Origin of the sequence: Massilia sp. GCM10023247 (assembly GCF_042653325.1) — a bacterium.
Taxonomy (GTDB): domain Bacteria; phylum Pseudomonadota; class Gammaproteobacteria; order Burkholderiales; family Burkholderiaceae_D; genus Telluria.
In genome coordinates, this window is sequence record NZ_JBHSIB010000022.1 from 1 (window position 1) to 24,908 (window position 24,908).

24 protein-coding genes are annotated in these 24,908 nt (G+C 65.9%); 10 read left to right on the forward strand and 14 right to left on the reverse strand.

Annotated features, from left to right (window positions below; genetic code table 11):
- The 4 genes from ACFPAH_RS16770 to ACFPAH_RS16785 all read right to left on the reverse strand — a co-directional run.
- Positions 1-1,249, reverse strand: a 1,249-nt coding sequence (locus tag ACFPAH_RS16770) for a sigma-54-dependent transcriptional regulator (protein WP_379747563.1), incomplete at its 3' end; no start/stop codon positions are given.
- 22 nt (positions 1,250-1,271) lie between these two features.
- Positions 1,272-3,035 (reverse strand): sensor histidine kinase, encoded by a 1,764-nt coding sequence (locus tag ACFPAH_RS16775; protein WP_379747565.1) that lies wholly within the window; start codon positions 3,033-3,035, stop codon positions 1,272-1,274.
- A gap of 7 nt (positions 3,036-3,042) precedes the next feature.
- A complete protein-coding gene (locus tag ACFPAH_RS16780; protein WP_379747567.1) occupies positions 3,043-3,294 on the reverse strand; it encodes a PP0621 family protein in 252 nt (83 codons plus the stop codon).
- The gene (locus tag ACFPAH_RS16785) at positions 3,291-4,100 is read right to left on the reverse strand and encodes a cytochrome C assembly family protein (protein ID WP_379747569.1); all 810 of its coding nucleotides are present in this window, start codon (positions 4,098-4,100) and stop codon (positions 3,291-3,293) included. Before ACFPAH_RS16785 ends, ACFPAH_RS16780 begins: the two co-directional genes overlap by 4 nt.
- Before the next feature lie 229 nt (positions 4,101-4,329).
- On the opposite strand from ACFPAH_RS16785, the gene ffh reads away from it, so the two are divergent.
- Together ffh and ACFPAH_RS16795 are read left to right on the forward strand one after the other, a co-directional pair.
- A complete protein-coding gene (gene ffh / locus ACFPAH_RS16790) occupies positions 4,330-5,697 on the forward strand; it encodes a signal recognition particle protein (protein WP_379747571.1) in 1,368 nt (455 codons plus the stop codon).
- A 256-nt stretch (positions 5,698-5,953) separates the two neighbouring features.
- Positions 5,954-6,349 carry an SWIB/MDM2 domain-containing protein gene (locus ACFPAH_RS16795; RefSeq protein WP_379748165.1) on the forward strand — a complete coding sequence of 132 codons (396 nt, stop codon included), beginning with the start codon at positions 5,954-5,956 and terminating at the stop codon, positions 6,347-6,349.
- 203 nt (positions 6,350-6,552) lie between these two features.
- Here the strand turns inward: ACFPAH_RS16795 and ACFPAH_RS16800 are convergent, their stop codons facing one another.
- From ACFPAH_RS16800 to ACFPAH_RS16815, 4 genes are all read right to left on the reverse strand, one after another.
- Positions 6,553-7,947 (reverse strand): alkaline phosphatase, encoded by a 1,395-nt coding sequence (locus ACFPAH_RS16800; RefSeq protein ID WP_379747573.1) that lies wholly within the window; start codon positions 7,945-7,947, stop codon positions 6,553-6,555.
- 23 nt (positions 7,948-7,970) lie between these two features.
- The gene (locus tag ACFPAH_RS16805) at positions 7,971-9,407 is read right to left on the reverse strand and encodes an alkaline phosphatase (protein ID WP_379748167.1); all 1,437 of its coding nucleotides are present in this window, start codon (positions 9,405-9,407) and stop codon (positions 7,971-7,973) included.
- Between the two features lie 240 nt (positions 9,408-9,647).
- A complete protein-coding gene (locus ACFPAH_RS16810) occupies positions 9,648-10,301 on the reverse strand; it encodes a lytic transglycosylase domain-containing protein (RefSeq protein ID WP_379747575.1) in 654 nt (217 codons plus the stop codon).
- A complete protein-coding gene (locus tag ACFPAH_RS16815; protein ID WP_379747577.1) occupies positions 10,301-12,031 on the reverse strand; it encodes a proline--tRNA ligase in 1,731 nt (576 codons plus the stop codon). The genes ACFPAH_RS16810 and ACFPAH_RS16815 overlap by 1 nt, the downstream gene beginning before the upstream one ends.
- A gap of 205 nt (positions 12,032-12,236) precedes the next feature.
- On the opposite strand from ACFPAH_RS16815, the gene ACFPAH_RS16820 reads away from it, so the two are divergent.
- Both ACFPAH_RS16820 and ACFPAH_RS16825 read left to right on the forward strand, forming a co-directional pair.
- Entirely contained in the window at positions 12,237-12,860 is a 624-nt protein-coding gene (locus tag ACFPAH_RS16820) for an RNA pyrophosphohydrolase (protein WP_379747579.1), read from the forward strand.
- Between the two features lie 137 nt (positions 12,861-12,997).
- Positions 12,998-14,560 (forward strand): aspartyl protease family protein, encoded by a 1,563-nt coding sequence (locus ACFPAH_RS16825; RefSeq protein WP_379747582.1) that lies wholly within the window; start codon positions 12,998-13,000, stop codon positions 14,558-14,560.
- 17 nt (positions 14,561-14,577) lie between these two features.
- Here the strand turns inward: ACFPAH_RS16825 and ACFPAH_RS16830 are convergent, their stop codons facing one another.
- Positions 14,578-15,438, reverse strand: coding sequence for an alpha/beta fold hydrolase (locus tag ACFPAH_RS16830; protein ID WP_379747584.1), 861 nt, complete (start codon positions 15,436-15,438; stop codon positions 14,578-14,580).
- 127 nt (positions 15,439-15,565) lie between these two features.
- Between ACFPAH_RS16830 and ACFPAH_RS16835 the strand changes: the two genes are divergently transcribed.
- Positions 15,566-15,994 (forward strand): DUF1841 family protein, encoded by a 429-nt coding sequence (locus ACFPAH_RS16835; RefSeq protein ID WP_379747586.1) that lies wholly within the window; start codon positions 15,566-15,568, stop codon positions 15,992-15,994.
- 63 nt (positions 15,995-16,057) lie between these two features.
- Here ACFPAH_RS16835 and ACFPAH_RS16840 read toward each other — a convergent pair whose 3' ends face one another.
- From ACFPAH_RS16840 to ACFPAH_RS16850, 3 genes are all read right to left on the reverse strand, one after another.
- Positions 16,058-17,563, reverse strand: a complete 1,506-nt coding sequence (locus ACFPAH_RS16840) for a SulP family inorganic anion transporter (RefSeq protein WP_379747588.1) — start codon at positions 17,561-17,563, stop codon at positions 16,058-16,060.
- Between the two features lie 111 nt (positions 17,564-17,674).
- Complete coding sequence (locus ACFPAH_RS16845; protein ID WP_379747590.1) at positions 17,675-18,016, reverse strand: c-type cytochrome; 342 nt, start codon at positions 18,014-18,016, stop codon at positions 17,675-17,677.
- Between the two features lie 10 nt (positions 18,017-18,026).
- Positions 18,027-18,362, reverse strand: coding sequence for a c-type cytochrome (locus ACFPAH_RS16850; protein ID WP_379747592.1), 336 nt, complete (start codon positions 18,360-18,362; stop codon positions 18,027-18,029).
- Between the two features lie 176 nt (positions 18,363-18,538).
- Here ACFPAH_RS16850 and ACFPAH_RS16855 point away from each other — a divergent pair, with 176 nt between their 5' ends.
- The 3 genes from ACFPAH_RS16855 to ACFPAH_RS16865 are packed head-to-tail and all read left to right on the forward strand — an operon-like array spanning position 18,539 to position 21,161.
- Complete coding sequence (locus ACFPAH_RS16855; protein ID WP_379747594.1) at positions 18,539-19,393, forward strand: AAA family ATPase; 855 nt, start codon at positions 18,539-18,541, stop codon at positions 19,391-19,393.
- Positions 19,390-19,983, forward strand: a complete 594-nt coding sequence (locus tag ACFPAH_RS16860; RefSeq protein WP_379747596.1) for a GNAT family N-acetyltransferase — start codon at positions 19,390-19,392, stop codon at positions 19,981-19,983. Before ACFPAH_RS16855 ends, ACFPAH_RS16860 begins: the two co-directional genes overlap by 4 nt.
- A gap of 5 nt (positions 19,984-19,988) precedes the next feature.
- The gene (locus tag ACFPAH_RS16865; RefSeq protein WP_379747598.1) at positions 19,989-21,161 is read left to right on the forward strand and encodes a vWA domain-containing protein; all 1,173 of its coding nucleotides are present in this window, start codon (positions 19,989-19,991) and stop codon (positions 21,159-21,161) included.
- Positions 21,162-21,215: 54 nt separating this feature from the next.
- On the opposite strand, the gene ACFPAH_RS16870 is transcribed toward ACFPAH_RS16865, so the two are convergent.
- Entirely contained in the window at positions 21,216-21,815 is a 600-nt protein-coding gene (locus tag ACFPAH_RS16870; protein ID WP_379747600.1) for a type II CAAX prenyl endopeptidase Rce1 family protein, read from the reverse strand.
- A gap of 284 nt (positions 21,816-22,099) precedes the next feature.
- On the opposite strand from ACFPAH_RS16870, the gene ACFPAH_RS16875 reads away from it, so the two are divergent.
- Positions 22,100-23,302, forward strand: a complete 1,203-nt coding sequence (locus ACFPAH_RS16875; RefSeq protein ID WP_379747602.1) for a cation:proton antiporter — start codon at positions 22,100-22,102, stop codon at positions 23,300-23,302.
- On the forward strand, positions 23,292-24,428 hold the full coding sequence (locus ACFPAH_RS16880) for a YbdK family carboxylate-amine ligase (RefSeq protein WP_379747604.1): 1,137 nt from the start codon (positions 23,292-23,294) through the stop codon (positions 24,426-24,428). Before ACFPAH_RS16875 ends, ACFPAH_RS16880 begins: the two co-directional genes overlap by 11 nt.
- Before the next feature lie 90 nt (positions 24,429-24,518).
- On the opposite strand, the gene ACFPAH_RS16885 is transcribed toward ACFPAH_RS16880, so the two are convergent.
- The gene (locus ACFPAH_RS16885) at positions 24,519-24,845 is read right to left on the reverse strand and encodes a hypothetical protein (protein ID WP_379747606.1); all 327 of its coding nucleotides are present in this window, start codon (positions 24,843-24,845) and stop codon (positions 24,519-24,521) included.
- Positions 24,846-24,908: the final 63 nt, after the last annotated feature.

Consider the following 24,908-nt stretch of genomic DNA (forward strand, 5'->3'; position numbering starts at 1 on the left):
CGTCGGGCGCCGCGTCGGGCGCCGGGACAGGCGCCGCGGCGGGCGCCGGCGGCTCGGGCGGCGCCGGCGGTTCGGCCGCCAGCGGGGCCTGCTGGAGAGCTTGCGCCGGCCGCGCGGCCTTGAGCGACAGGTCCCCGACCTGGATCACGCCGCCGTCGGCAAAGGCCAGCGCCCGCTCCAGCACGTTTTCCAGTTCGCGCACGTTGCCCGGGAAGGAATACGCACGCAGCGCGTCCAGCACGCCCGGGCCGAGCGCGGCGCCGCCGGGGCCGGCCAGGCGCGCCAGGATGGCCTCGGCCAGCACCGGCAGGTCGTCGAGCCGCTCGCGCAGGGCAGGCAGCGCCAGTTCGATCACGTTCAGGCGATAGAACAAGTCCTGGCGGAACACCCCGGTCTCGACGCATTTGGCGAGATCCTTGTGGGTGGCGCTGATGATGCGCACGTCGACCGGCTCCTCCTGGGTCGCGCCGATCTTGCGCACGCGCCGCTCCTGGATCGCGCGCAGCAGTTTTACCTGCATCGCCAGCGGCAGGTCGGCCACTTCGTCGAGCATCAGGGTGCCGCCGTTGGCGGCCTGGAAGAAGCCCTCGCGCTCCTCCCCTGCCCCGGTGAACGCGCCCTTGCGGTGGCCGAAGAATTCCGACTCCATCAGATTTTCGGGAATTGCGCCGCAGTTGACGGCCACGAAGGGCTTGGCGGCGCGCGAACTCTGGGCGTGGATTTCGCGCGCGGCCAGTTCCTTGCCGGCGCCGGATTCGCCGGTGATCGCGATCGGCGCCATCGAGCGCGCCAGGCGCGCGATCTGGGCGCGCAGCGACTGCATCGCCTGCGAGCCGCCGATCAGGCGCGAGCCGCCCTCGCCGGGGACCGGCCCGGCCGCCTTGTCCGACAGCTTCAGTGCCGAGCGCACCATCACGCGCAGCTCGTCGAGCACGACCGGCTTGGACACGTAATCGAAGGCGCCGGCCTTCAGCGCCACCACCGCATTCTCGGCGCTGCCGAAGGCGGTGATGACGGCGATCGGGGTTTTCGATTCGCCCGAGACTTCGCGCACCAGCTCCAGCCCGAGCCCGTCGGGCAGGCGCATGTCGGTCAGCACCAGCGCGTACGCATGGTCGGCCAGCAGGCGCCGCGCTTCGCGCAGGGTCGCGGCGCAATCGACGTCGAGCCCCATCTTGACCAGGGTGATGTCGAGCAGGTCGCGCAGGTCGGGTTCGTCGTCGACGACGAGGATGCGGGGAGAACTCATGACTGCCTTTCCGTCCAAAAAACTAACGCGCCGCCCCGGGCGCGGGCGGCTGGGCGAAGGTGATCACAAAGCGCCCGCTGGCCCGGCCACCGGCGCCCGCCTCCAGGCGCGATTCGTAGTCGAGCTTGGCGCCATTGTTCAGGCACAGCTCGCGCGCCAGGTACAGCCCCAGCCCCGTCCCCTTGCTCGAGGTCGTATAAAAGGGCTCGAACAGGTGGGCGCGCACTTCCGGCGTGATGCCGGGGCCGTCGTCCTGCACGTGCAGTTCCAGGGTGCCGAAGGCGTCCAGCTCGGGCCAAATCCGGATGCTCGCCGGCGCGCGGCTGGCGTAGCGGATCGCATTGCCGAGCAGGTTGACCAGCACTTCGCGCAGGTGCAGCGCGTCGAAGCGCACCTCGATGGCGCCGGCGCCGCCGAGCCACACTATATCATCGGCCAGGTCCTGGGTTTCGCAGAACTCGGCCTTCAGCTCGGCCAGGAACGGGGCCAGCAGCAGCGGCTCGGAATACGGCTGGGCCTTGCGCGACAACTGCAGGATGTCCTCGACCATGCGATTCACGCGCGCCACGTTGTCGCCGATGATTTTCAGCAGCCGCAGCTCGGCCTTGCCATGGAGGTCTTCGGCCAGCAGCGCCGTCGCGTGGCCGATCGCCGACAGGGGATTTCTCACCTCGTGCGCAATGCTCGCCGTCAGGCGCCCCATCGAGGCCAGTTTCAGCTGCTGCGCCTGGTTTTCGATCGCGCTCACGTCATGCAGGAAGACCACGCTGCGCCCCAGGCTGCCGGCGCCGGCCTGCACGTGGGCAAAGCGCAGCTTCAGGTGCGCCGGCTGCTCGCGGCGCGCGCGCGGCGCGCCCTCGCCCGCCTGGGCTTCCTGGTACGGTTTCAGGATCACGTAAGCGGCATCCGGCCCGGCCTCGCCCGGCACCGGCTGGACCGCGGACAGGGCCGGCCGGGGCGCCAGGATCGCCGCGCCGCTGCCGCTCCAGGCCGCAAAGGCCTGGGCCACCGGCTCGAGCCCCGGCTCGTCGATCCGCGCCGGCGCCGCGCCCTCGAATCCGAGCATGCGGCGCGCCGCCGGGTTGGCGTTATGGATGGCGCCGTCCGCGCCGACCACCAGCACGCCATCGCCCACATCGGCGACGACGATCTCGTTGATCGCCTGCTGCACCTGCAGGTCGGCGCCGCGCTGGGCGGCGAGTTCCTCCTGGCCGATCAGGCGCGCGGCCAGCCGGTTCAGCAGCCAGACCACGGCGAAGAAGGCGATGCCGTACATCCCGCCCTGCATCAGGGCCGGCTCGCCGGCCTGGGTGACGCTCTTCCAGAGCAGCTCGAGCAGGACGAACAGGGTGGCGACCGCGGCCGAGAACAGCGCCAGCACCAGCGGCGCCAGGATCGCCGCGCCCGCCAGCGGGAACAGGTACAGGATGCCCAGGCCGCTGCGCACGCCGCCGGCGGCCAGGTAGAGCAGCGAAATGACGGCCAGGTCGAGCGCGACCTGGGCCGCCAGCTGGGCCAGGAAGCGCCGCTTCCAGAGACCGGTGAGCGCGGCGAAGCCGGCGGCTGCGGCCAGGTAGAAGAAGCACAGGCCCGCATACGCGGGCGCCGCCTGGGCCTGGCCGCCGCGCACGTCGAAGGCGAGATACAGGATCAGCACCAGCGCGATGACGATGCGGGTAACGGTCAGCGCCTGCAATGAACGCCAGAGCGTGGCGCGCGCCTGGCTGGACACGGGCAGGCCGGCCCGGGCTTGCCGATCGGCTTGCTGGTTTGCCTGCTGGCTCAATTGCTGCTCAATTGCTGATCCTGGCGGCGTGGGCGGGGCTGCAGTAGTCCTGCCCCTCGACGCGCACGGCTTCGGAGGCCGGGAAATGCAGGCCGCAATGCGCGCAGCTGGTCATGTTTTCGATGACGGCCGGGCTCTGCGCGCTCGGGCGCGGCGGCGGCACGTGGGTCTCGGCGCGGCGCACGGCTGCGCGCAGTTTGGCGCGGATCGCGAACCCGACCACGACGATCAGGATGACCCAGAAGACGATGCGGCTCATGCGACACCCCGCTGCAACACGACTTCGAGCACGAAGCGGCTGCCGACATAGGCCAGCGCCAGCGTGGCGAATCCGGCCAGCGTGAAACGCAGTGCGGTCTTGCCGCGCCAGCCGCGCCAGCGGCGCCCGGCCAGCAGGGCCGCGAACAGCATCCAGGACAGCAGCGCGAACACGTTCTTGTGGTCCCAGCGCATGGCGCGGCCGAACAGCTGTTCGGAGAACACGACGCCCGACAGCACCGTCAGGGTCAGCAGCACGAAGCCGATCCCGATCAGGCGAAACAGCAGTTTCTCCATCGTCAGCAGGGCCGGCAGCTGGTCCAGCGCGCCGCCCAGCCAGCCGCCGCCGGCGGGGACGATGCGCGCGTGCAGGCGCGTCTCCTGCAAGGCCATCAGCACCGCGTGGAAGGCGGCGATCGTCAGCGTGCTGTAGGCCAGCACCGCCACCGCGACGTGCCAGCCGAAGGCGCTCGACTGCCCGTGCAGCGGCATCAGCGCCCCGGGGAACAGCACCGGCAGCAGCGCCGCCCCGAACGCGCAGGGCATCACCAGGCGGCGCAGGCTGTCGAGCGCGAAGTTGCGGTTCTCGATCCAGTAGGCGGCCACCGACACCCACAGGGCGGCCGAGAGCATGATGGCAAAACCGATGCGCAGGCTGTCCGGGGCGAAGGCGTCGCTCCACAGGGCAGCGCCGTGCAGCGCCCAGGCCAGCGCGGTCACGGCTGAAATGACAGCGCCCTGGCTCGAAGGCAGCAGGGCGCAGGCCGCGTACAGGAAGGCCGCGGCAAAAAAGAGGGTGTTGTGCATAGCGGCAGTCTACACCATCGCCAAATGAGCGTGGCAGCCCCCTTGCGCCGCGCCCGGACGTTTCCTGGCCGTTGGCCGCCATGCGCAGCAGTCGTTTTGGTACGGCGCAGATAGCCCATCCAAAAAATCCGTCTTGCGCAGGCCGCATCGGCGGGCGGGAGCGCGATGCACAGGGTAAAATGGAGAATTGCCGAATACCGTCTTACTTATATAGTCAGGTAGATAGAACATGCTAGATAACCTTACCCAACGCCTTGCCAAGGTCGTCAAGACGATGCGCGGCGAAGCGCGTCTGACCGAAGCGAACACCGCCGAGATGCTGCGCGAAGTGCGCATGGCCCTGCTCGAGGCCGACGTGGCCCTGCCGGCAGTGCGCACCTTCATTGCCAACGTCAAGGAAAAAGCGCTCGGCGAAGAAGTCGTCGGCTCGCTCAGCCCCGGCCAGGCGCTGGTCGGCGTGGTGCAGCGCGAACTCGCCAGCCTGATGGGCGCCGACCTCGGCCCGGAAGCGACGCAACTGTCCTTCGCCCAGCAGCCGCCGGCGATCATCCTGATGGCCGGCCTGCAGGGTGTCGGTAAAACGACGACCACCGGCAAGCTCGCCAAGTACCTGAAGGAACAGAAGAAGAAAAAGGTCCTGACAGTCTCGGCCGACGTGTATCGCCCGGCCGCGATCGCCCAGCTCGAAGCGGTCACCAAACAGGTCGGCGCCGACTTCTTCCCGTCCACCTCGACCGACAAGCCGGTCGACATCGCCCTGGCCGCGCTCGACTGGGCGAAGAAGCACTACCACGACGTCCTGATCATCGACACCGCCGGCCGCCTCGGCATCGACGAAGCGATGATGCAGGAGATTGCCGCCGTCCACGGCGCGGTGAAACCGGTCGAAACCCTGTTCGTCGTCGACGCCATGCTGGGCCAGGATGCGATCAATACGGCGAAGGCCTTCAACGACGCCCTGCCCCTGACCGGCATCGTGCTGACCAAGCTCGATGGCGACTCGCGCGGCGGCGCGGCGCTCTCCGTGCGCCACGTGACGGGCAAGCCGATCAAGTTCGCCGGCGTGTCGGAAAAGCTGGACGGCCTGGAAGCCTTCGATCCGAGCCGCATGGCCAACCGCGTGCTGGGCATGGGCGACATCCTGGCGCTGGTCGAAGAGGCCCGCAAGGGCGTCGACGAGAAGGCCGCCGCCGAGATGGCCAACAAGATCAAGTCGGGCGGCCGCTTCGACATGAACGACTTCAAGTCGCAGCTGGCGCAGATGAAGAAGATGGGCGGCATGGCGGGCTTGCTCGATAAGCTGCCGGCGCAGTTCCAGCAGGCCGCCGGCAACGCCAACATGGACCAGGCCGAGAAGCAGGTGCGGCGCATGGTCGGCATCATCGACTCGATGACGCCGCTCGAGCGCGCCAAGCCGGAACTGATCAAGGCCAACCGCAAGCGCCGCATCGCCGCCGGCGCCGGCGTGCAGGTGCAGGAAGTCAACCGCATGCTGAACCAGTTCGAGCAGATGCAGACCATGATGAAGAAGCTGAAAGGCGGCGGCATGATGAAGATGATGCGCGGAATGAAAGGCATGATGCCCGGCCTGCGCTGAGCCGGCAGCGGGCGTTTTCGTCCGTTCGGTGCCATCCAAAACGCCGCGCCCGGATTGTTCCCGGCGCGGCGTTTTTATGCCCGTTTTTGGGCGGTTTTTCACTCTATGACGACGAGTTGCGTATAAACCCTGTTTTTTGGGCTTGTCAGAGTGAAAAAATTTAGAAAAAGACTTGCAGGAACAGTAAAACGCCACCAATATAAGCCGTGCGATGTATTGCGCAATTTCTCATATTGTTCGTTTAGGAGGCTCGAAGATGGCAACAGCCAAGAAATCCCCAGCAGCGCCCGCAAAGAAGGCCGCCGCCAAGCCGGCAGCCAAGCCTGCGGCGAAGAAGGCAGCAGCTCCTGCCAAGGCAGCAGCGCCGAAAGCCGCAGCAGCAAAGAAACCGGCAGCAGCGCGCAAGCCAAATGCCGCGTTCATGAAAGAACTGACGCCATCGGCCGAGCTGGCCGCAGTGGTCGGCAACAAGCCGCTGCCACGCACCGAAGTGACCAAGAAGGTCTGGGAATACATCAAGAAAGCGGACCTGCAAGCTGCGGACAACCGCCAGATGATCAATGCCGACGACAAGCTGAAAGCTGTCTTCGGCGGCAAGGCGCAAGTCTCGATGTTCGAAATGACCAAGCTCATTTCGAATCATCTGAAATAAGAAAAGACTGGCTGCCCTCTAGCCCGAACGTAAAAAGCCCCGATCGCGAGATCGGGGCTTTTTAGTTTTGGTTTCCGGATTTCGGGGGACGATGCGCTTGACCGTAGGGTGGACGGGTTCCCCGTCCACGCGGTGATCGTTGGCGGCAAGATCATCCGGCGCGAAAACGGAGCCGCCAACGATCACTACGCAACCCTGCCCTCTTACAAGCCGAAGGCCGCCTTCATCAGCGTGAACACGTGGGTGTTCTCCATCGTTCCCTTGAACGGCGCCGAGCCGGAACCGGCGGCGTACAGCTTGACGTCGCCGCCGCCGTGCGATTCGCTCGACCAGCGCACGCCCGTCTCCTGGTGGTAGCCCTCGGACAGGGCGGTGGCGCTGTCCACGTCCGCGCGCAGGTCGGGGCGGTTCGGGCCGTTGCCGAAGACGAGGGTGGTGTAGGTCTTGCCGTCGGCATCCCTGGTCGGCTGGCCGTCGCCGACGTTGCGCACGATGTCGAGCACCGGGTTGCCGCGCTTCGGGTAGCCGTTCAGGACCATCGTGTGGTCGTGGTCGGCGGTGACGACGATCAGGGTGTTGTCCAGGCCCGGGTCGAGCGCGCGCATGCGGTCGACCGCGGTCTGGATCGCCTCGTCGAAAGCGACCGTCTCTACCATCGCATTTCGCGCATTGGTGTCGTGCAGGGCGTGGTCGATCTTGCCGCCTTCGACCATCAGGAAGAAGCCTTTCGGGTTGCTTGATAACAGCTCGATCGACTTGGCCGTCATCTCGGCCAGGGTCGGCTGTTCCGGACGGCGCTTGGCGGCGTAGTCGAGGTGGCTCTCGGCGCTGTAGATGCCGACGAACTTGCGGCCGGTGCGTGCGGATGCCATGTCGGCGCGGGTATTCGCCACGAAGTAGCCCTGTTGCGCCAGTTCCGCAATCAGGTCGCGCCCGTCGCCGCGGCCCTTCGGGTTGGTCTTCGCGTCGAACGGCGTGAAGTGGTTGCGCCCTCCCCCCATCAGGACGTCGACGCCATCGAGCAGGCGCGCGTTGTAGCCGGCGCCGCCCGGCACCACCTGCTGGGCGATCGTATAGCCCATGTCGCGCTCGCAGACGTGCGAGAAGGTCGACGCCGGCGTGGCGTGGGTCAGCTCGGTCGTGGTGACGGCGCCGACCGACTTGCCGGCGGCCTTGGCCAGTTCCAGGATCGTCATCGGCGACGTGCCGTTGTTCGCGCCGCAGCGGTCGATGCTCGGATTGCCGTTCGCGTCCTTGCCTGGGGCGACCGGTTTCGCGTCCTTCATCGAGATCACGTCGTTGTTGATCTTCACGCCGGTCATGTAGGCGCCCATCGAGGGCGCGCTGTCGGTGACCTGGGCATCGGCGGAATAGGTCTTGATGCGCGCCGTGCGGTCGAGGCGCTCGAAGTTGAGCAGGCCGTCTTCGCCGGTTTTGAAAATGCGCGCGGCGGTGATCGTGGTCGGGCCCATGCCGTCGCCGAGGAAGAAAATGATGTTTTTCGCTGATGCCTTGGCGGCAGGAACGGCCGGGGCGGCCTGTGCGTTCAGGGTGAAACACGCTGCGACGAGCAGCGCGGAGAGTCGGATGGTGGTCATGTCGTGCTTTCTGGCGGCGAAGTTCACAGGCCCGCCGCGGTCTTGATCAGGCTGAAAACGCGGGTGTTGTCGATGGTGCCGCGGAACAGCTCCGCATTGGCGCCGATCGCCCCGAGGTAGACGTCGGCACCGCCATGGGTCTCGGCGCCTTTGCGGGTGCGCACCACCGCTTCCTGGTGGTAGTCGTCGCCCGCCGCGATCTCGTCGGTCAATTTCACCTCCTTGCGGCTGCCCTGCACGCGGTGCTCGCCGGTGCCGAAACCGAGGATGGTGAACGGCGCGCCGTCCTTGTCGAGGCGGATCTTCCCTTCCGGCAGGCCGCGCACGAGGCCGAGGATGCCGGGATTGGTCGGCGTCGTCTTGCCGGTGCGCGGCGAGTAGCCGTTGATGAGCAGGGTGTGGTCGTGGTCGGCGGTGGCGACGATCAGCGTGTTCTTCAGGCCCGGATCGATGGCCTGCATCTTGTCGATGGCCAGCTTCAGGGCGGCGTTGTAGCTGACCGTCTCCTGCAGCGCGCGCTTGGCTTGGGTCGCGTGCAGCGCGTGGTCGATCAGGCCGCCCTCGACCATCAGGAAGAAGCCGTTCGGGTTTTTCGAGAGGATGTCGATCGCCTTGCCCGTCATCTCCGACAGCATCGGCTGCTTGACCGGATCACGCGCGGCCTCGAAGGCCAGGTGGCCCTGGCCGAACAGGCCGATGACCGGCTGCTGCGTCGCTTGCAAGGCCGTCATCTGCGCCGTGTTCGCCGCGACGCGCCAGCCTTGCGCCTGCAGTTCCTTGACCAGGTCGCGCCCGTCGGCGCGCTTGCCGCCCTGGGCGAACGGGGTGAAGAACTCGGCGCCGCCGCCGAAGACCAGGTCCAGGCTGTTCTTGCCCAGCGCCGCGTTATAGCCGGCGCCGCCCGGCACCAGGGCGGCGGCGATATCCGTCTCCAGCCGGCGCGTGCAGGCGTGCGCATAGGTCGCGGCCGGCGTGGCGTCGGTCACCTTGGTGGTGGTGACGACGCCGGCCGCCATGCCGCGCGCCTTGGCCAGTTCGGCCAGGGTCGGCACCGGCTTGCCATTCTCACAGCGGCTCACCAGCTTGTTGCCGTTGACGTCGGCGGCGGGAGGAATCGCGCGGGTCTCGGTCGACATCGAGATCACGCCGTTGTTCTGCTTCACGCCCGTCATGTAGGCCGACATCGAGGCGGCGCTGTCGGTGACCTGGGCGTCGTTCGAGAAGGTTTTCACGAAGGCCGATTCGGGCAGCGTGTCGATGGTCAGTTCGCCGTCTTCGCCGGCGGCGTAGATGCGCGCGGCGGTCAGGGTATTGATGCCCATGCCGTCGCCGAGGAAGAAGATGATGTTCTTGGCGCGCGGGCCGCCGTCGTTGCCCGCTTGCGCAGGTGCCTGGGCCGGACCGGTCGAGGCGCAGCCGGCGAGCAGCGCCAGCAGGCTGGCCGCCGCGATTGTGTTCATTCGCATGATGGGTTTGGAACAGGGAAAAACGGGCAGTCTACACCGGGACGGGCGACTGTGGCTCGATTGATATGTTGCCGGTTTGTTGTCGACGTGCGCAACCCGTAGGGTGGACGGCTTTGCCGTCCACGCGTTCAACCCGAACATGATCTGTAGCGATGCGTTTTGACACGCGAACGTGCGTTGAACGCGTGGACGGGGAACCCGTCCACCCTACGATTCGCCACGGCTGCTGCGTCCCTACCGCTGCGCCACCTGCACCGGATTGAACTCCCACTTCTTCCACGCCGACAGCACCGCGTTCGGATACTGCGGCTTGCCGCGGCTGCCGTTGTAGCGGCCGAGGGCGAGGTACAGGTTGCCCTTTTCCATGTCGATGTACATGCGCAGGATCGCGCAGCCGTAGCGCAAATTCGTTTGCATGTGGAACAGTTTACGGCGGTCGCTGTCGCCGATCACCTTCGTCCAGAACGGCATCACCTGCATGTAGCCGCGCGCGCCGACGATCGAGACGGCGTACTTGCGGTAGGCCGATTCGACCTGGATCAGGCCCAGCACCAGGCCCGGGTCGAGGCCGGCGCGGGTCGATTCGTACCAGACCGATTCGAGGAATTCGGTGCGCGACAGCTCGTCCGGCAGGCGCTTTTTCAGGCGCGCGGACATCTCGGTGAACCAGGCCTGGTAGCGCACGCGCGCGGCCTCGTCGCGGAAGCTCGGCTTCGGCGGACGGGTGTCGGCAATCGCGTTCGACAGCGCCAGGCGCACGGAGTCGGCCAGCGCTTCTTCCTTCTGGTTACCGGCGTGGGCGGTCCCCGCCGCCAGGGCGAAAGCCAAGGCGGCAAGGACGCAGCGTCCCAGCCGGGCGCCTGCCCGGCTGTGTCCCCACTGCGGCATCACTGGCCGAGCTTGGCCTTGATGAAGCCGACCATGTCGGCCACCGGCACGGCAGTGGCCTCGGTTTCGCGGCGCCCCTGGTATTCGAGCTTGTCCTCTTTGAGGCCGCGCTCGCCGATGACGACGCGGTGCGGCACGCCGATCAGTTCCCAGTCGGCGAACATCGCACCCGGGCGCAGGCCGCGGTCGTCGACGATGACGTCGACACCGGCCGCCTGCAGCTCGGCATACAGCTGCTCGGTCTGGTTCTTGACCAGTTCGCTGCGATCGATGCCCATCGGGCACAGCACGAGCTGGAACGGCGCCAGCGCGTCCGGCCAGACGATGCCCTTGTCGTCGAAGTTCTGCTCGATCGCCGCGCCCAGGATGCGGGTCACGCCGATGCCGTAGCAGCCCATCTGCAGCGGTGCCGGCTTGCCGTTTTCGTCGAGGAAAGTCGCGCCCATCTTCTCGGAATACGCGGTGCCGAGCTGGAACACGTGGCCGACTTCGATGCCGCGCTCGATGGCGAGCACGCCCTTGCCGTCCGGCGAAGCGTCGCCTTCGACCACGTTGCGCAGGTCGGCAACGATCGGCTCCGGCAGGTCGCGGCCCCAGTTCACGCCCGTCAGGTGGGCGTCGACTTCGTTGGCGCCGCAGACGAAGTCGGCCATGTTGGCCACCGTGCGGTCGGCAACGATGGTCACCGGCTGTTTCGGCGCGACCGGGCCGAGGTAGCCCGGCACGGTGCCGTAGACTTCCTGGATTTCCGACTCAAGCGAGAAGCGGTGGTTGGCCAGGCCCGCGACCTTGCCGACCTTGACTTCGTTGAGTTCATGGTCGCCGCGCAACAGCAGCATGAAATACTGCTTGCTGACTTTGCCCTCTTCTTCCTGCTCGACCGTCAGCGCGATGGTCTTCACGGTGCGCGACAGCGGCAGGTTCAGGAGTTCGGCCACGCTTTCGCACTTGGTCTTGCCTGGCGTCGGCACCTTCTTCATGTCTTCGGTGGCCGCGCCGCGCGCGCCGATGGCCAGCGCCTCGGCCGCTTCCATGTTGGCAGCGAAATCCGAATCCGGGCAGTACACCAGCGCGTCTTCGCCGGTCGAGGCGATCACGTGGAATTCGTGCGAGCCGGTGCCGCCGATGGCGCCGTTGTCGGCTGCCACGGCGCGGAACTTCAGGCCAAAACGGTTGAAGATACGGACATAGGCGTCGAACATGACCTGGTAGGACTTCTGCATGCCGTCAAGATCGCGGTCGAACGAATATGCGTCCTTCATCGTGAACTCGCGGCCGCGCATCAGGCCGAAGCGCGGACGGCGCTCGTCGCGGAACTTGGTCTGGATGTGATAGAAGTTCAGCGGCAGCTGGCGATACGACTTGATTTCGCTGCGCACGACGTCGGTGACGACTTCCTCGGAGGTCGGCTGGATCGCGTAGTCGCGGCCATGGCGGTCCTTGACGCGCATCAGTTCAGCACCCATCTTGTCCCAGCGGCCCGTTTCCTGCCACAGTTCGGCCGGCTGCACGACCGGCATCAAGAGTTCGAGGGCACCCGACTTGTTCATCTCTTCGCGGATGATGGCCTCGACCTTGCGGATCACGCGCAGGCCGAGCGGCATGTACGTGTAGATGCCGGAGCCGAGGCGCTTGATCATCCCGGCGCGCATCATCAACTGGTGACTGACGATCTCGGCGTCGGACGGCGCTTCTTTAAGAGTTGAAATAAAAAATCGTGAGGCGCGCATATCGATGAATTCTTTTTAAAAAGAGAGAGTTATAATCGACCTAATTTTAAAGGATTAGCTGGCTGATGCGTCCAATCTTTGTACAAATGGGTCCGCAACGTACAGCGTCGGCGGTTTTCGCCACGAGCGGAGGCAGCTGACGCCTGGATTTGTAGGTAAAAATGTAACGGACACAGAGGCCGGCAGAAAGTTTCGAGGTGCACTTATGCTCGATCGGGAAGGGTTCCGCCCCAACGTCGGCATCATCCTGCTCAACGCCAATAACGAGGTGTGGTGGGGCAAACGGGTGCGCGAGCACTCGTGGCAGTTTCCGCAAGGGGGTATCAAATACGGCGAGACGCCGGAACAGGCGATGTACCGCGAGCTCGAAGAAGAAATCGGTTTGCGCCAGGAGCACGTCAAGATCGTGGGCCGCACCCGCGACTGGCTGCGCTACGAGGTGCCTGACCATTTCATCAAGCGCGAGATCCGCGGCCATTACCGCGGCCAGAAGCAGATCTGGTTCCTGTTGCGCATGGTTGCGCGCGACAACGACGTCAATCTGCGCCTGACCGACCATCCGGAGTTCGACGCCTGGCGCTGGCATGACTACTGGGTGCCGCTGGACGTGGTCATCGAGTTCAAGCGCGATGTCTACCAGCGTGCCTTGCAGGAACTGTCGCGCTTCTTGACCATTCCGTCCCACGGCGGGCAGGCGGAGCGGCGTCACAGCGCGCGCTACCTGCGCCAGCCGCGTGGCCAGGGCAGCGGCGCCGGCAAGGCAAGTCCGAAGTTGCGCGAGCCGGCTGTGGCCGAATCGCAGCAGCTGGTGCTGGCACCCGAGAAGTAAGCAACAGGCAGCCGAACAGGCAGCGGCCGCGAGGCAAAAAAGCAGGCGCACCGTGCAAACGGTGGGGCCTGCTTTTTTTATGACTTTCAGTTAAGAAATTGACCAAAGGAGAAAGGTTTCAATTTAGAATTAGTTGCATGAATATCCATGCCCACATTCGTTCTGCCGCCCTCGCCGTCTTCTTCCTGGCGCCTGTCCTGCTCCCCGCGGCGGCGGCACAGGAGGGCGCATGCCAGTACGTGGAGGTGCAGCGCTTGCCGCTGCGCTATGCCGGCCTCGGCCTGAATATCACGACCGACGGCAGCATCAACGGCACGCCGGCAAGCATGCTCATCGATACCGGCGCCTTCCAGACCCTGCTGACCCCGGCCGCCACCGAACCGCGCAAGCTGGCGCTACGCAATAGCGGGCGCTCGGTGGCCGGCATCGGCGGCATGGCGCGGGTGTACCACGCCCGGGTCGACGAGTTCTCGATCGGGCCGGTCAAGAGCGGCCGCATGACGCTGCGCGTGGTCAAGGAATTCGGCCACCCGCCAAGCTTCGACGCGCTGGTCGGCGCTCCCTTCCTGCTGCAGAGCGACCTCGAGATTTCGCTCGCGACCAAGGAACTGAAATTCTTCCGTCCGAAGAACTGCGACCAGGCCTTCCTCGGCTACTGGGACGAGAAGGCGGTTGTCGTTCCCTTCGACCCGCACATGCGCGACGACGCCAATCCGCACTTCACCGTCGTCGTCAACGGCGTCAAGCTCGACGCCATCATCGACAGCGGCGCCAGCACCTCCTTCATCACCCTGAACGCGGCCAAGCGGGCCGGCCTGAAGCTCGACGACCCGGGCGTCACGCGCACGGCCGACGCGACCGGCATCGGTTCGCGCCCGGCGGCGCGCTGGCGCACGCGCTTCGACCGCTTCGAGATCGGCGACGAACTCGTGCGCAACGCCGAGGTCGGCGTCATCGATTACGAAGGTGCGGCCGAGGTGCTGCTGGGCGCGGACTTCCTGCGCGCGCACCGCGTCCTGTTCGCGATGAGCCAGCGCAAGCTGTACCTGTCGTACGTCGGCGGCCAGCCCTTCGGCCAGCGCCACCGGCTCGAGCCCTGGATCGAGGCCGAGGCCGACGCCGGCAATGCCGACGCCCAGATGGCGCTGGCCACCTATTACATGGCAGGCAAGCTGGTGCCGCGCGACCCTGCCCTGGCCGCGCAATGGCTGGAGAAGGCGGCGCTCGGGGGCAATCCCGAGGCGAACGTGATGACTGGCCGCCGCCTGCTCCTGGCCGGCAAGCCCGCCGAAGCGGCAACGCGCCTGCGCGCGGGTTTGGACAAGCTGTACGGCCACGAACTCGGACCGCTGTGGCTGTACATCGCACGCGTGCGCAGCGGCCAGTCGGAACTGGCGAAAACCGAACTGCTGGCCGCGCGCGAACGCAACCGGGAAGACGACTGGCCGGCGCCGATCCACGATTTCTATCTCGGCAAGCTGGACGAGGCCAAGCTGCTCGCCGAAGCGCAGGACGAGCGCAAGCTGGCGAAATACCGCAGCTGCCAGGCGCTGGCGGCGATGGCCGAGTGGCAGGCGGCCAGCGGCCAGGCTGGAGAGGCGGCGCGGCTGTCGGAGCAAGGCAAGGCGCAGTGCGCCACCCCGCCGGCGCAACCGGCAGGCAGTGCCGCGGGGCAGCCCGCGACGGCCGCCCTGCAATGAGCTGCCGGCCGGCGTGCCTAGCGCGTGCCGGCCGCGCTTGCCGCCTGTTCCCTCAGCCAGTCGAGCGCACGCGGGGCGCAGGCGAGCACCGAGATATGCCCGTCCTGCGGTAACTGCCACAGCGCGGCCGTCCGGCAGTGCCGCGCCAGCCAGGCGCCATGGTCTTTCGGCACGATCCGGTCCTCGCCCCCGTGCAGCAGGAGGAGCGGCCGGGAAAGCTGCGCACAGTCAAATCCCCAGGGCGTCACGTAAGCCAGGTCGTCATCGATCAACCCTCCCGGCCCCTGCGCCATGGCAGGCCCGACCACGCTGTCGAACCAGGACCATGGCCCCGCCAGCGCCGCCCGGTCGGCTTCGGTGAACAGCGCCGGGTCGAATGCGGGGTTGGACGCCTCGTATGCTTCCTTCTCCGCCCGCCCCGCGACTGCCGCCCGCAGGCCCGCCGCGCCGCAGGGGTGCATGCCGCCGAACCAGTCGAGCCCCTCGGCGCCATAAGGCGCCAGGCCGGCGATGCTGACGGCCGCCAGCACGCGTGCCGGCAGCAGCGCGGCGCAGGCCAGCGCGTGCGGGCCGCCGCCGGAATGCCCCACCACCGCAAAACGGCCGATGCCGAGGGCATCGGCGATGCGGGCCACATCCGCCGCTGCCGCGGCCACGGTGCGTCCTTCGCGACGGGTGGAAGCGCCGTAGCCGGGCCGGTCGTAGCCGATCCAGCGCAGCCCGAGCCGGGCCGCATCGGCCGCCAGCGGCGCCGGCGGCGGGCCGATGTTGGGCGTGCCGTGCAGCCAGAACACCGGGAGCGCGCGGCCATCGCGCGGCCCCTGGTCGTAGGCATGCAAGGCATGCCCGTCATCGGACATCACGTTCAGCTCCGTCATGCCTTTTCCTTGTCGAGTTTGCATATACCGCTTCATCATACCGATTGCAGGATACTGCGGGCGCCGCCGGCACGTCCCGCGCCATCCGGCTACAATGACGGCCCCTTCCCGTTTTTACTCCCCGACCATGTTTACACCGTCCTCGCACGACGTGCGCCGCTTTTTCTGCGAAGCCTACCGCAAGCAACGCGCCGGTGAAGTCCTGACCCCGATGGACGCCATCGCCGCCGACTGGATCGTCCAGCATCCCGAATACCACGAAGCCCTGTTCGACGCCGACGAAGCCGTCGCGCGCGACTATTCGGTCGAGGGCGGCCAGCCGAACCCCTTCCTGCACCTGTCGATGCACCTGTCGATCGCCGAGCAAGTCTCGATCGACCAGCCGCGCGGCATCAAGGCCGCGCACGACCTGCTGGTGTCGCGCATCGGCGAGCACGAGGCCCACCACGAAATCATGGAGTGTCTCGGCGAGATGATCTGGAAGTCGCAACGCGGCGGCGTGCCGCCCGATACCGAGGCGTATATCGAATGCGTGCGCAGGCGCGCGACACGTTAAAAGAACGATACAAAAAAAGCGGCCAAGGCCGCTTTTTTGTATCCCTTCCTGTGCTTGCCGGGTTTAACCGAGCTTGTCGTCCGCGACCCGGTAACGCGGGTCTTCCAGCAGATTCACTTCGATCATGTCGCTGGCCTTGCCGAGCAATTCGCGGCAGTCCGGGCTCAGGTGGCGCAGGTGCAGCCGCTTGCCCAGCGCCCGGTAGCGCTCGGCGAGGGCGTCGATCGCCTGGATCGCCGAATGGTCCACCACCCGCGCGCGGCGGAACTCGACCACCACGTCCTGCGGGTCGTCCTTGGGCGTGAACAGCTCGTTGAAATTCGCGCTCGAGGCAAAGAACAGCGTGCCTTCGAGCTCATACACCTTCCAGCCCTGGGCATCGACCGAGGTGGTCGCCTTGACCTGCTTCGCGTGCTGCCAGGCGAACACCAGCGCCGAGACGATCACGCCGACGATCACCGCTACCGCGAGGTCGAACACCAGGGTGATCGCCGCCACCAGCACCACCACCAGCGTGTCGGCGCGCGGCACCTTGCCGATGGTGCGGAAGGTACCCCATTCGAAGGTCTTTTCGCAGACGACGAACATCACGCCGATCAGGGCGGCCAGCGGGATCTGCTCGATCCAGCTCGAACCGAACAGGATGAAGGACAGCAGGAAGGCGGAGGCCGCGATGCCCGACAGGCGGCCGTAGGCCCCGTTGTTCACGTTGATCATGCTCTGGCCGATCATGGCGCAGCCGCCCATGCCGCCAAAGCAGGCGGTGACGACGTTGGCCGCGCCCTGCGCCATGCACTCGCGGTTCGGCTGGCCGCGCGTCTCGGTGATCTCGTCGACCAGGGTCAATGTGAGCAGCGACTCGATCAGGCCGACGCCGGCCAGCACCAGCGAATACGGCAGCACGATCCAGAAGGTCTCGAGGTTGAACGGCACGTCGGGCAGCGCGAAGGCCGGCAGGCCGCCGCCGATCGATCCGAGGTCGCCCACGGTCTTCGATTCGATCCCGAGCAGGGCCGCGCCGACGGTCACGGCGAGGATGCCGACCAGGGTCGCCGGCACGGCGGTCGTGATGCGCGGCGTGATGTAGATGACGGCCATCGTCGCCGCCACCAGTCCCAGCATGGTGTAGAGCGGCGCGCCCTGCATCCATTGCCCGTCGACCTTGAAATGGCCGAACTGGGCGATGAAGATGACCAGCGCCAGGCCGTTCACGAAGCCGAGCATCACCGGATACGGCACCATGCGGATGAATTTGCCGAGGCGCGCTGCCGCGAACAGCATCTGCCACACGCCCATCAATATGATTGCCGCGAACAGGTATTGCGCGCCGTGTTCGACGACCAGCGCCACCATGACCACGGCCAGCGCGCCAGCCGCGCCCGAGATCATGCCCGGGCGCCCGCCGAAGGCGGAGGTGATGAAGGACACCAGCACCGCGGCATACAGGCCGGTGAGCGGAGACACGTGGGCGACCAGCGCAAAGGCGATCGCTTCGGGCACCAGGGCCAGCGCCACGGTCAGGCCGCTGAGCAGGTTGGTTTTCAGATAAGCGGGTGAGACGGACTGCAAGACAAACTCCAGTGCAAGCGCGCGCGGCGCAAAAAATAAAATCCCCCGGATCCGGCCATCGAGCCGGTTCCGGGGGATCGGATACTGACCGCGCCTGCAGGCGCAGCCGACTTATTTACGAACGACCAGTTGCGACGGCAGGCTGGCGAGGTAGGCGCCGATGTCGATCATGTCCTGGTTGGTCAGCGGCTGGGCGAAACCGGCCATGATCGGGTTGCTGCGGCCGTTGGCCTGGTCGCCGCCGCGTTTATACGCCTTCAGGGCGTGCGCGATGTAGTCCGCATGCTGGCCGGCCAGCTTCGGATAGCTCGGGTCGATCGGCTTATTATAATCGGCGCCGTGGCAGGAGGCGCAGTTGTACTTCTTGGTCAGCTCTTCGCCGCGCTTGACGTCGGCAGCGGCTACTTGAAACGAAACGGCGCCGAGGGCCAGCGCGATGATCAGTTTTTTCATGGCGTGGTCCTTACTTGCGGCTCTGGGCGTTCTGCTGCGAATAGTAGGCGGCGACGTCGGCGATGTCCTGTTCGGACAGGCTGATCGCGATGCCGCGCATCGACGGATGCTTGCGGTCGCCCTTCTTGTAGGCGTGCAGGGCGGATTCGATGTACTTGGCGGACTGGCCGCCGATCATCGGCACTTGATACACCTCGGGGAAGGTCGTCTTGTAGCCGGGAATGCCGTGACAACCGATGCACATTTCGATCTTGCTCGCAGCCGCCTTCGGATTGCCGACGACATCGGCGGCGGACGCGGAAGCGGCGCAACCGGCGAGAACGAGTACTGCCAAAAGTTTTTTCATGGTGGGAATCGCAAGATTTTTTAATCGAATACCGCTACCGCACAGAAACTTAACTTAGTACCAACCTGCCGATTCTAGCCCAACAGAAGGTTGCAGTCTACCAACGTCGTGCGCCCCTCGATCCGGCGCGCAAGTTCTGGCATATACTCGGGATTTTCCTCCTGACGATAACGCGTATGCAAGCCCACACCCGCTTCGAAGGCACCGAGAGCTATGTCGCGACCGACGACCTGAAACTGGCGGTGAACGCCGCCCTCACCCTGCAGCGCCCGCTCCTGATCAAGGGCGAGCCGGGCACCGGCAAGACCATGCTGGCCGAAGAGGTGGCCGCCGCGCTGAACATGCCGCTGCTGCAGTGGCACGTGAAGTCGACCACCAAGGCCCAGCAAGGCCTGTACGAATACGACGCCGTCTCGCGCCTGCGCGATTCCCAGCTCGGCGACGAGCGGGTGCGCGACATCCACAACTACATCGTCAAGGGCGTGCTGTGGCAGGCGTTTACCGCGCCCGAGCCGGTGGTGCTGCTCATCGACGAGATCGACAAGGCCGACATCGAGTTCCCGAATGACTTATTGCGCGAACTCGACCGCATGGAATTCTACGTCTACGAGACGCGCGAAATGGTGGTGGCGAAACACCGCCCGCTGGTGATCATCACCTCGAACAACGAGAAGGAGCTGCCGGACGCCTTCCTGCGCCGCTGCTTCTTCCACTACATCAAGTTCCCGGACCGCGAGACGATGGCCGACATCGTGCAGGTGCACTTCCCGCGCCTCAAGCGCGAGCTGCTGGCGGCCGCGCTGCAAAGTTTTTACCAGGTGCGCGACGTCCCCGGCATCAAGAAAAAGCCTTCGACCTCGGAATTCCTCGACTGGCTCAAGCTGCTGATGGCCGAGGACATCCCGACCGAGGCCCTGCACAGCCAGGACGGCAAGATGGTGGTGCCGCCGCTGCACGGCGCGCTGCTGAAAAACGAGCAGGACGTGCACCTGTTCGAGCGCCTGATCGCCATGTCGAGGACCAACCGATGATCCAGGCAGCGCCGGTCACGCTCGAATTCAACGGCGTGCGGCTCGAACCGCTCACGCTCGAGCACGTCGACGGCCTGCGCCTGGCCGCCGCCGACGGCGAGCTGTGGAACCTGCGCGTGACCTCGGTGCCGGAACCGCACCGTACCCAGGCCTATGTGCACACGGCGCTGGAAACGCCGAACCGGGTCGCCTTCGCGGTGGTCGATTCCTCGTCCGGCGAGGTACTCGGCACGACCAGCTACCACGACATCGTGCCGGAGATCGGCCGGGTCGAGATCGGCTACACCTGGTATGCGAAAAGCGTGCAGCGCAGTGCGGTCAACACCAGCTGCAAGCTGCTGCTGCTCTCGCACGCCTTCGACACGCTGGGCTGCGCCGTGGTCGGTTTTCGCACCGATAATTTTAATGTCGCCTCGCAGAAGGCGATCGAACGGCTGGGCGCGAAGAAGGATGGCGTACTGCGCCACCACGTCGCACGGCGCGACGGCACCGTACGCGACACCGTCATGTACAGCATCGTGCGCGGCGAGTGGATCGAAATCAAGACCCACCTGCATTACCTGCTGACCCGGCGTGCCGCCGGCAATTAAACACCATGCTGATCGATTTTTTCTTCGCCCTGCGCAATGCCAAGGTCCCGGTCTCGATCAAGGAATTCCTGACCTTGCTCGAAGCCCTGGAAAAGAGCGTGATCGCGCCTTCGCTCGACGAGTTCTATTACCTTGCGCGCCTGACGCTGGTGAAGGACGAAGCCCATTTCGACAAGTTCGACCGCGCCTTCGGCAGCTATTTCAAGGGCATCGAGGCCGTGTTCGACACCGGCAAGGGCCAGATCCCGCTCGACTGGCTGATCAAGCGCATGGAGCGCGAGCTGACGCCCGAACAGAAGGCGGCGCTGGAAAAGTTCGGCTACGACAAGCTGATGGATCGCCTCAACCAGCTGCTCAAGGAACAGAAAGAGCGCCACGAAGGCGGCAGCAAGTGGATCGGCACCGGCGGCACCTCGCCCTTCGGGCACGGCGGCACCAATCCCGAGGGCATACGCATCGGCGGCCAGGGGCGCAACCGCAGCGCCGTGAAAGTCTGGGACCAGCGCGCCTACCGGGATTACGACGACGAGCGCGAACTCGGCACCCGCAACATCAAGGTCGCGCTGCGCCGCCTGCGCCGCTTCGCGCGCAGCGGCGCGCTGGATGAATTCGCGCTCGACGAAACGGTGCGCGCCACCGCCAGCAATGCCGGCTACCTCGACATCCGCATGCAGCCCGAGCGCAAGAACCGCATCAAAGTGCTGATGCTGCTCGACGTCGGCGGCACCATGGACGATCACATCGAGCGCACCGAGGAATTGTTTTCGGCGGCGAAGAGCGAATTCAAGAACATGGAGTTCTACTACTTCCACAATTGCGTCTACGACTACCTGTGGAAGGACAACCGGCGGCGCCACGCCGAGCGCTTCCCGACCTGGGACATCCTGCGCAAATACCCGCCCGACACCCGCGTGATCTTCGTGGGCGACGCCACCATGAGCCCCTACGAGGTGATGGCGCCCGGCGGCTCGGTCGAATACCACAACGAGGAAGCCGGCGCCGAATGGCTGGCACGCTTCTGCAACGCCTTCCCGAAGTTCGCCTGGCTCAACCCGGAACCGGAAAGTCTATGGCAATACCGGCAATCGATCGCCCTCATCCGCCAGATCATGAACAACCGCATGTTCCCGGTGACCATTGAGGGGCTGGAACGGGCCATGCGCCTGCTCAGTAAGTAACCGTTGTTTGGTGCGCACCCGCGGCCGCTTAAGGCGTGGACACGGGTGTCCACCCTACAATCGCTGCAGGCGCACGACGTTGCGCACCACATATAAACCCACCACATCCAGCGCGGCATGCACCATCACCGCCGCCAGCAAGCCGACATACTGGTAAATGAAGCCCAGCGCCACGCTGGCGCCGAACACGCCCGCCGCCTGCACCAGCGTCGCCCGGTTGATCTTGCGGAACTGGTACACCGGCGTATGCGTCAGCAGGAAGATGAGCGAGGTGATCCACACCCCGAGCAGCGGCTGCAGCGCCGCGCGGAACAGCAGTTCCTCGCCGATCGCCGCCGCCAGGCTGATCCACAAGGGATTCAGGCCCGACAGGTCGAGCTTGCCGTAAGCGGTGATCGTATTCCGGGTCGCCTCCGATTGCGCCGTCAGGCGGAAGCTCACGTACGATCCCACCGCGGCCAGCGCCGACAGCCCAAGCCCGAACAGGAATTGGGTGCTCCAATCCATCGGCCCCACGAACACGCTGCGCGGTGCGTCCTGCGCAATAAAGATGATGGCGAAGGCGATCAGCGAAAACACGACGCAGGTCAGGACCTGGGCGGTCAGGCGAATCGGCGGACGGGCTTGCGGCTGGCGGGGCGGTTGGGAAGACATGAAGGCGCGTCGGGCAAAGTCGACGAATGAATGGTGGAATAAACGAAGGAAAGTGAGCGGCAAGGGAGACAGTCCCCGGGCCGGACGCCGCCGTCGCGGCGCAGATCGCCATTCTAGAGCGCGACGCCGCCCATGACAACGAACTCGTCTTCGCAAACCAGCCCAATCGTGCGCGGGTGTCCTCTACGCCGCCTTGTAAAATCGGCAAAAGATCAGCACGCGTCCGACCCTGCCGCTGTGGGTCCTTTATTACCTGCTTTCCCTACCGATTACAAGGAACTTGCATGCCCGACCTGCTGTCCTTCCTCAGCAACCTCGCATGGCCCTTCGCGATCGCGGTCGCCTGGATTGCCGGGGAATTCGGGCAGCGCGTCACGAGCTTGCCGCGCATCAGTTTCTACGGCCTCGTCGGTTTCGCGCTGGCCGCTCCCCAGCTCGGCGTGCTGCCCGCGCCGGACGGCGGCGCCGTATCGAAGCTGGCCGATGTCGCCTTTGGCCTGATCCTGTTCGAACTCGGCTACCGGATCAACCTGCGCTGGCTGAAAAACAATCCCTGGATCGGCATCAGCGGGCTGGTCGAGTCGCTCGCCACCTTCGTGGCCGTCTACCTGATCGCGCTCGCCTTCGGCACGCCCCAGCTCACCGCCCTGATGCTGGCCTCGCTGGCGATGGCGACCTCGCCGGCGACCGTGGTGCGCGTCATCAACGAGCAGCGCAGCTCGGGCCAGGTGACCGAGCGCGTGCTGCACCTGACAGCCCAGAACTGCGTGCTGGCCGTGTTCGCCTTCAACGTCGTGATCGGCTTCTGGATTTTTCGTACCTTCGAGGACCTGGGCGACGCCATCTGGAACAGCCTGGTGCTGCTGGCCGTGTCGCTGCTGACCGGCGCCGTATTCGGGCTCGCCGTGCCGGCCCTGCTGCGCGGGCTCAGGAACCCGCGCCTGGATGCAACCGTCGCCTTTGCATTGGCCGTGATCCTGCTGGTGGCCATCTCCCATGCGGGCGGGCTGTCGCCGGTGGTCGCCACCCTCGCCTTCGGCCTGGTGGCGCGCCACCGCCGGGTCGCGTTCAGCCAGGCCCAGCGCGGCTTCGGGGCGCTGGGCGAATTGCTCACCGTGCTGCTGTTCGTGTTCGCCGCCTCCACCCTCGACTGGGAAAACGTCGTCGCCGGCAGCCTGCTGGCGGTCGTCATCGTGCTGGCGCGCCTGCTCACCAAGACGGCGGGCGTTGCCGCTTTTTCCCACCTGTCGGGCATCTCCTGGCGCAAGGGCGCGCTGGCCGGGGTGGCGCTGGCGCCGCTGTCGGTATTCGTCATCCTGCTGCTCGAGCATGCGCGCCTGGCCGGCGTGCACCTGGTCGAGCAATTGCAGTCGGTTGCGGCGGTGACGATGCTGCTCGAAGTGTTCGGCCCGATCATCATCCAGCGCGCCCTGATGTGGGCGCGTGAAGCACCGCAGACCCGACCGGAGTCCAGCCATGCCGCTTGAAGCCTTCACACCCTCCACCCCGCTGACCTTCGGCGTCGAACTCGAACTGCAGCTGGTAAGCCTGTCGGACTTCGACCTGACGGCCGCCAGCCCCGACCTGCTGCACCTGCTCTCGCGCAAACCCTTTCCTGGCAACGTCACGCCCGAGATCACGGAGAGCATGATCGAAATCAACTCGAGCGTGCACTCGCGCTACGCGCCGCTGCTGGCCGAGCTGCTCGAGATCCGCGACACCCTGGTCGCGGCCGGCGACACCCTGAACATCGGGATTGCCGGCGGCGGCACCCACCCCTTCCAGCACTGGTCGGAACAGAAGATTTTCGCCAAGCCGCGCTTCGAGCATTTATCGTCGCTCTACGGCTACCTGGCCAAGCAGTTCACGGTGTTCGGCCAGCACGTGCACATCGGCTGCGGCAATGGCGACAACGCCATGTACCTGCTGCACGCACTGAACCGCTACATCCCGCACTTCATCGCCCTGTCGAGCTCTTCTCCCTTCGTGCAGGGACACGACAGCCATTTCGATTCGGCACGCCTGAATTCCGTGTTCGCCTTCCCGATGAGCGGACGGGCGCCCTTTACCCTGTCCTGGCAGGAGTTCGAAACGGCTTATTACGCGAAGATGGAGCGCACCGGCATCATCAAGAGCATGAAGGATTTTTATTGGGACCTGCGCCCGAAACCCGAATACGGCACCATCGAACTGCGCGTCTGCGACACCCCGCTGACCGTGGAACGGGCCGCCGCGCTGGCGGCCTACCTGCAGGCGCTGTGCAGCGACCTCTTGCTGCGGCGCGAGGAGCCACCGGTCGAGGACGACTACCTCGTCTATAACTACAACCGCTTCCAGGCTTGCCGCTTCGGGCTCGACGGCACGATCACGCACCCGAAACACTACGCCAACGTGTCGATCCGCGAGGACATCCTGGCCACGCTGCGCAAGATGGAACCATATGCCGAAGAGCTGGGCAGCCTGGATGCCCTGCAGCACCTGGCGGCGGCCGCTGCCGGCAGCAGCGACGCGGCGCTGCTGCGCCAGCAGTACGAGCGCGAGGGCAGCGTCGAGGGGATGGTGCATGCGGCGATCAACTGGTTCCGCGGCGAACGCAGGTTCCGGCGCAGGTAGGGTGGAGCGGGCGGCGAACCGCTCCTGACTCCACGCGTAAAGCGTGCGTCAACGCGGCGCATGCTTCACGCGTGGACTCGGGAGTCCACCCTACGCGAGGTTCGCCATCCGCGTGCCCATGATGCGCTCGATGAAATTGCGTTTGACGGGACGCGGCATGCCATCGTCCACCAGGCCGGCCCACTTCTCGCACAGCTGCTCGCAGGTGGCGCGCAGCACCGGATCGAGCTCGGGCAGGCGCGCCAGCGCGCACAGGTGGCGCTCGATGACCGAGGCGAGGCGCACGCAGGGACGGTCCTGCTCGTCGCGCGCCGTGTAGTGCGACATCAGGTGCAGCAGGGAAGCGAGCATGACGGCGTCCCGCTGGGGCGTGCCCGGCGCTGCCGCGGCAAGGTCGTTGGCGAACTGGTCTTTCATGGCGGTGCCTTTCCACATAAATGAGAATGATTCTCATTCATTATGAGGAAGGGACGGATGGGA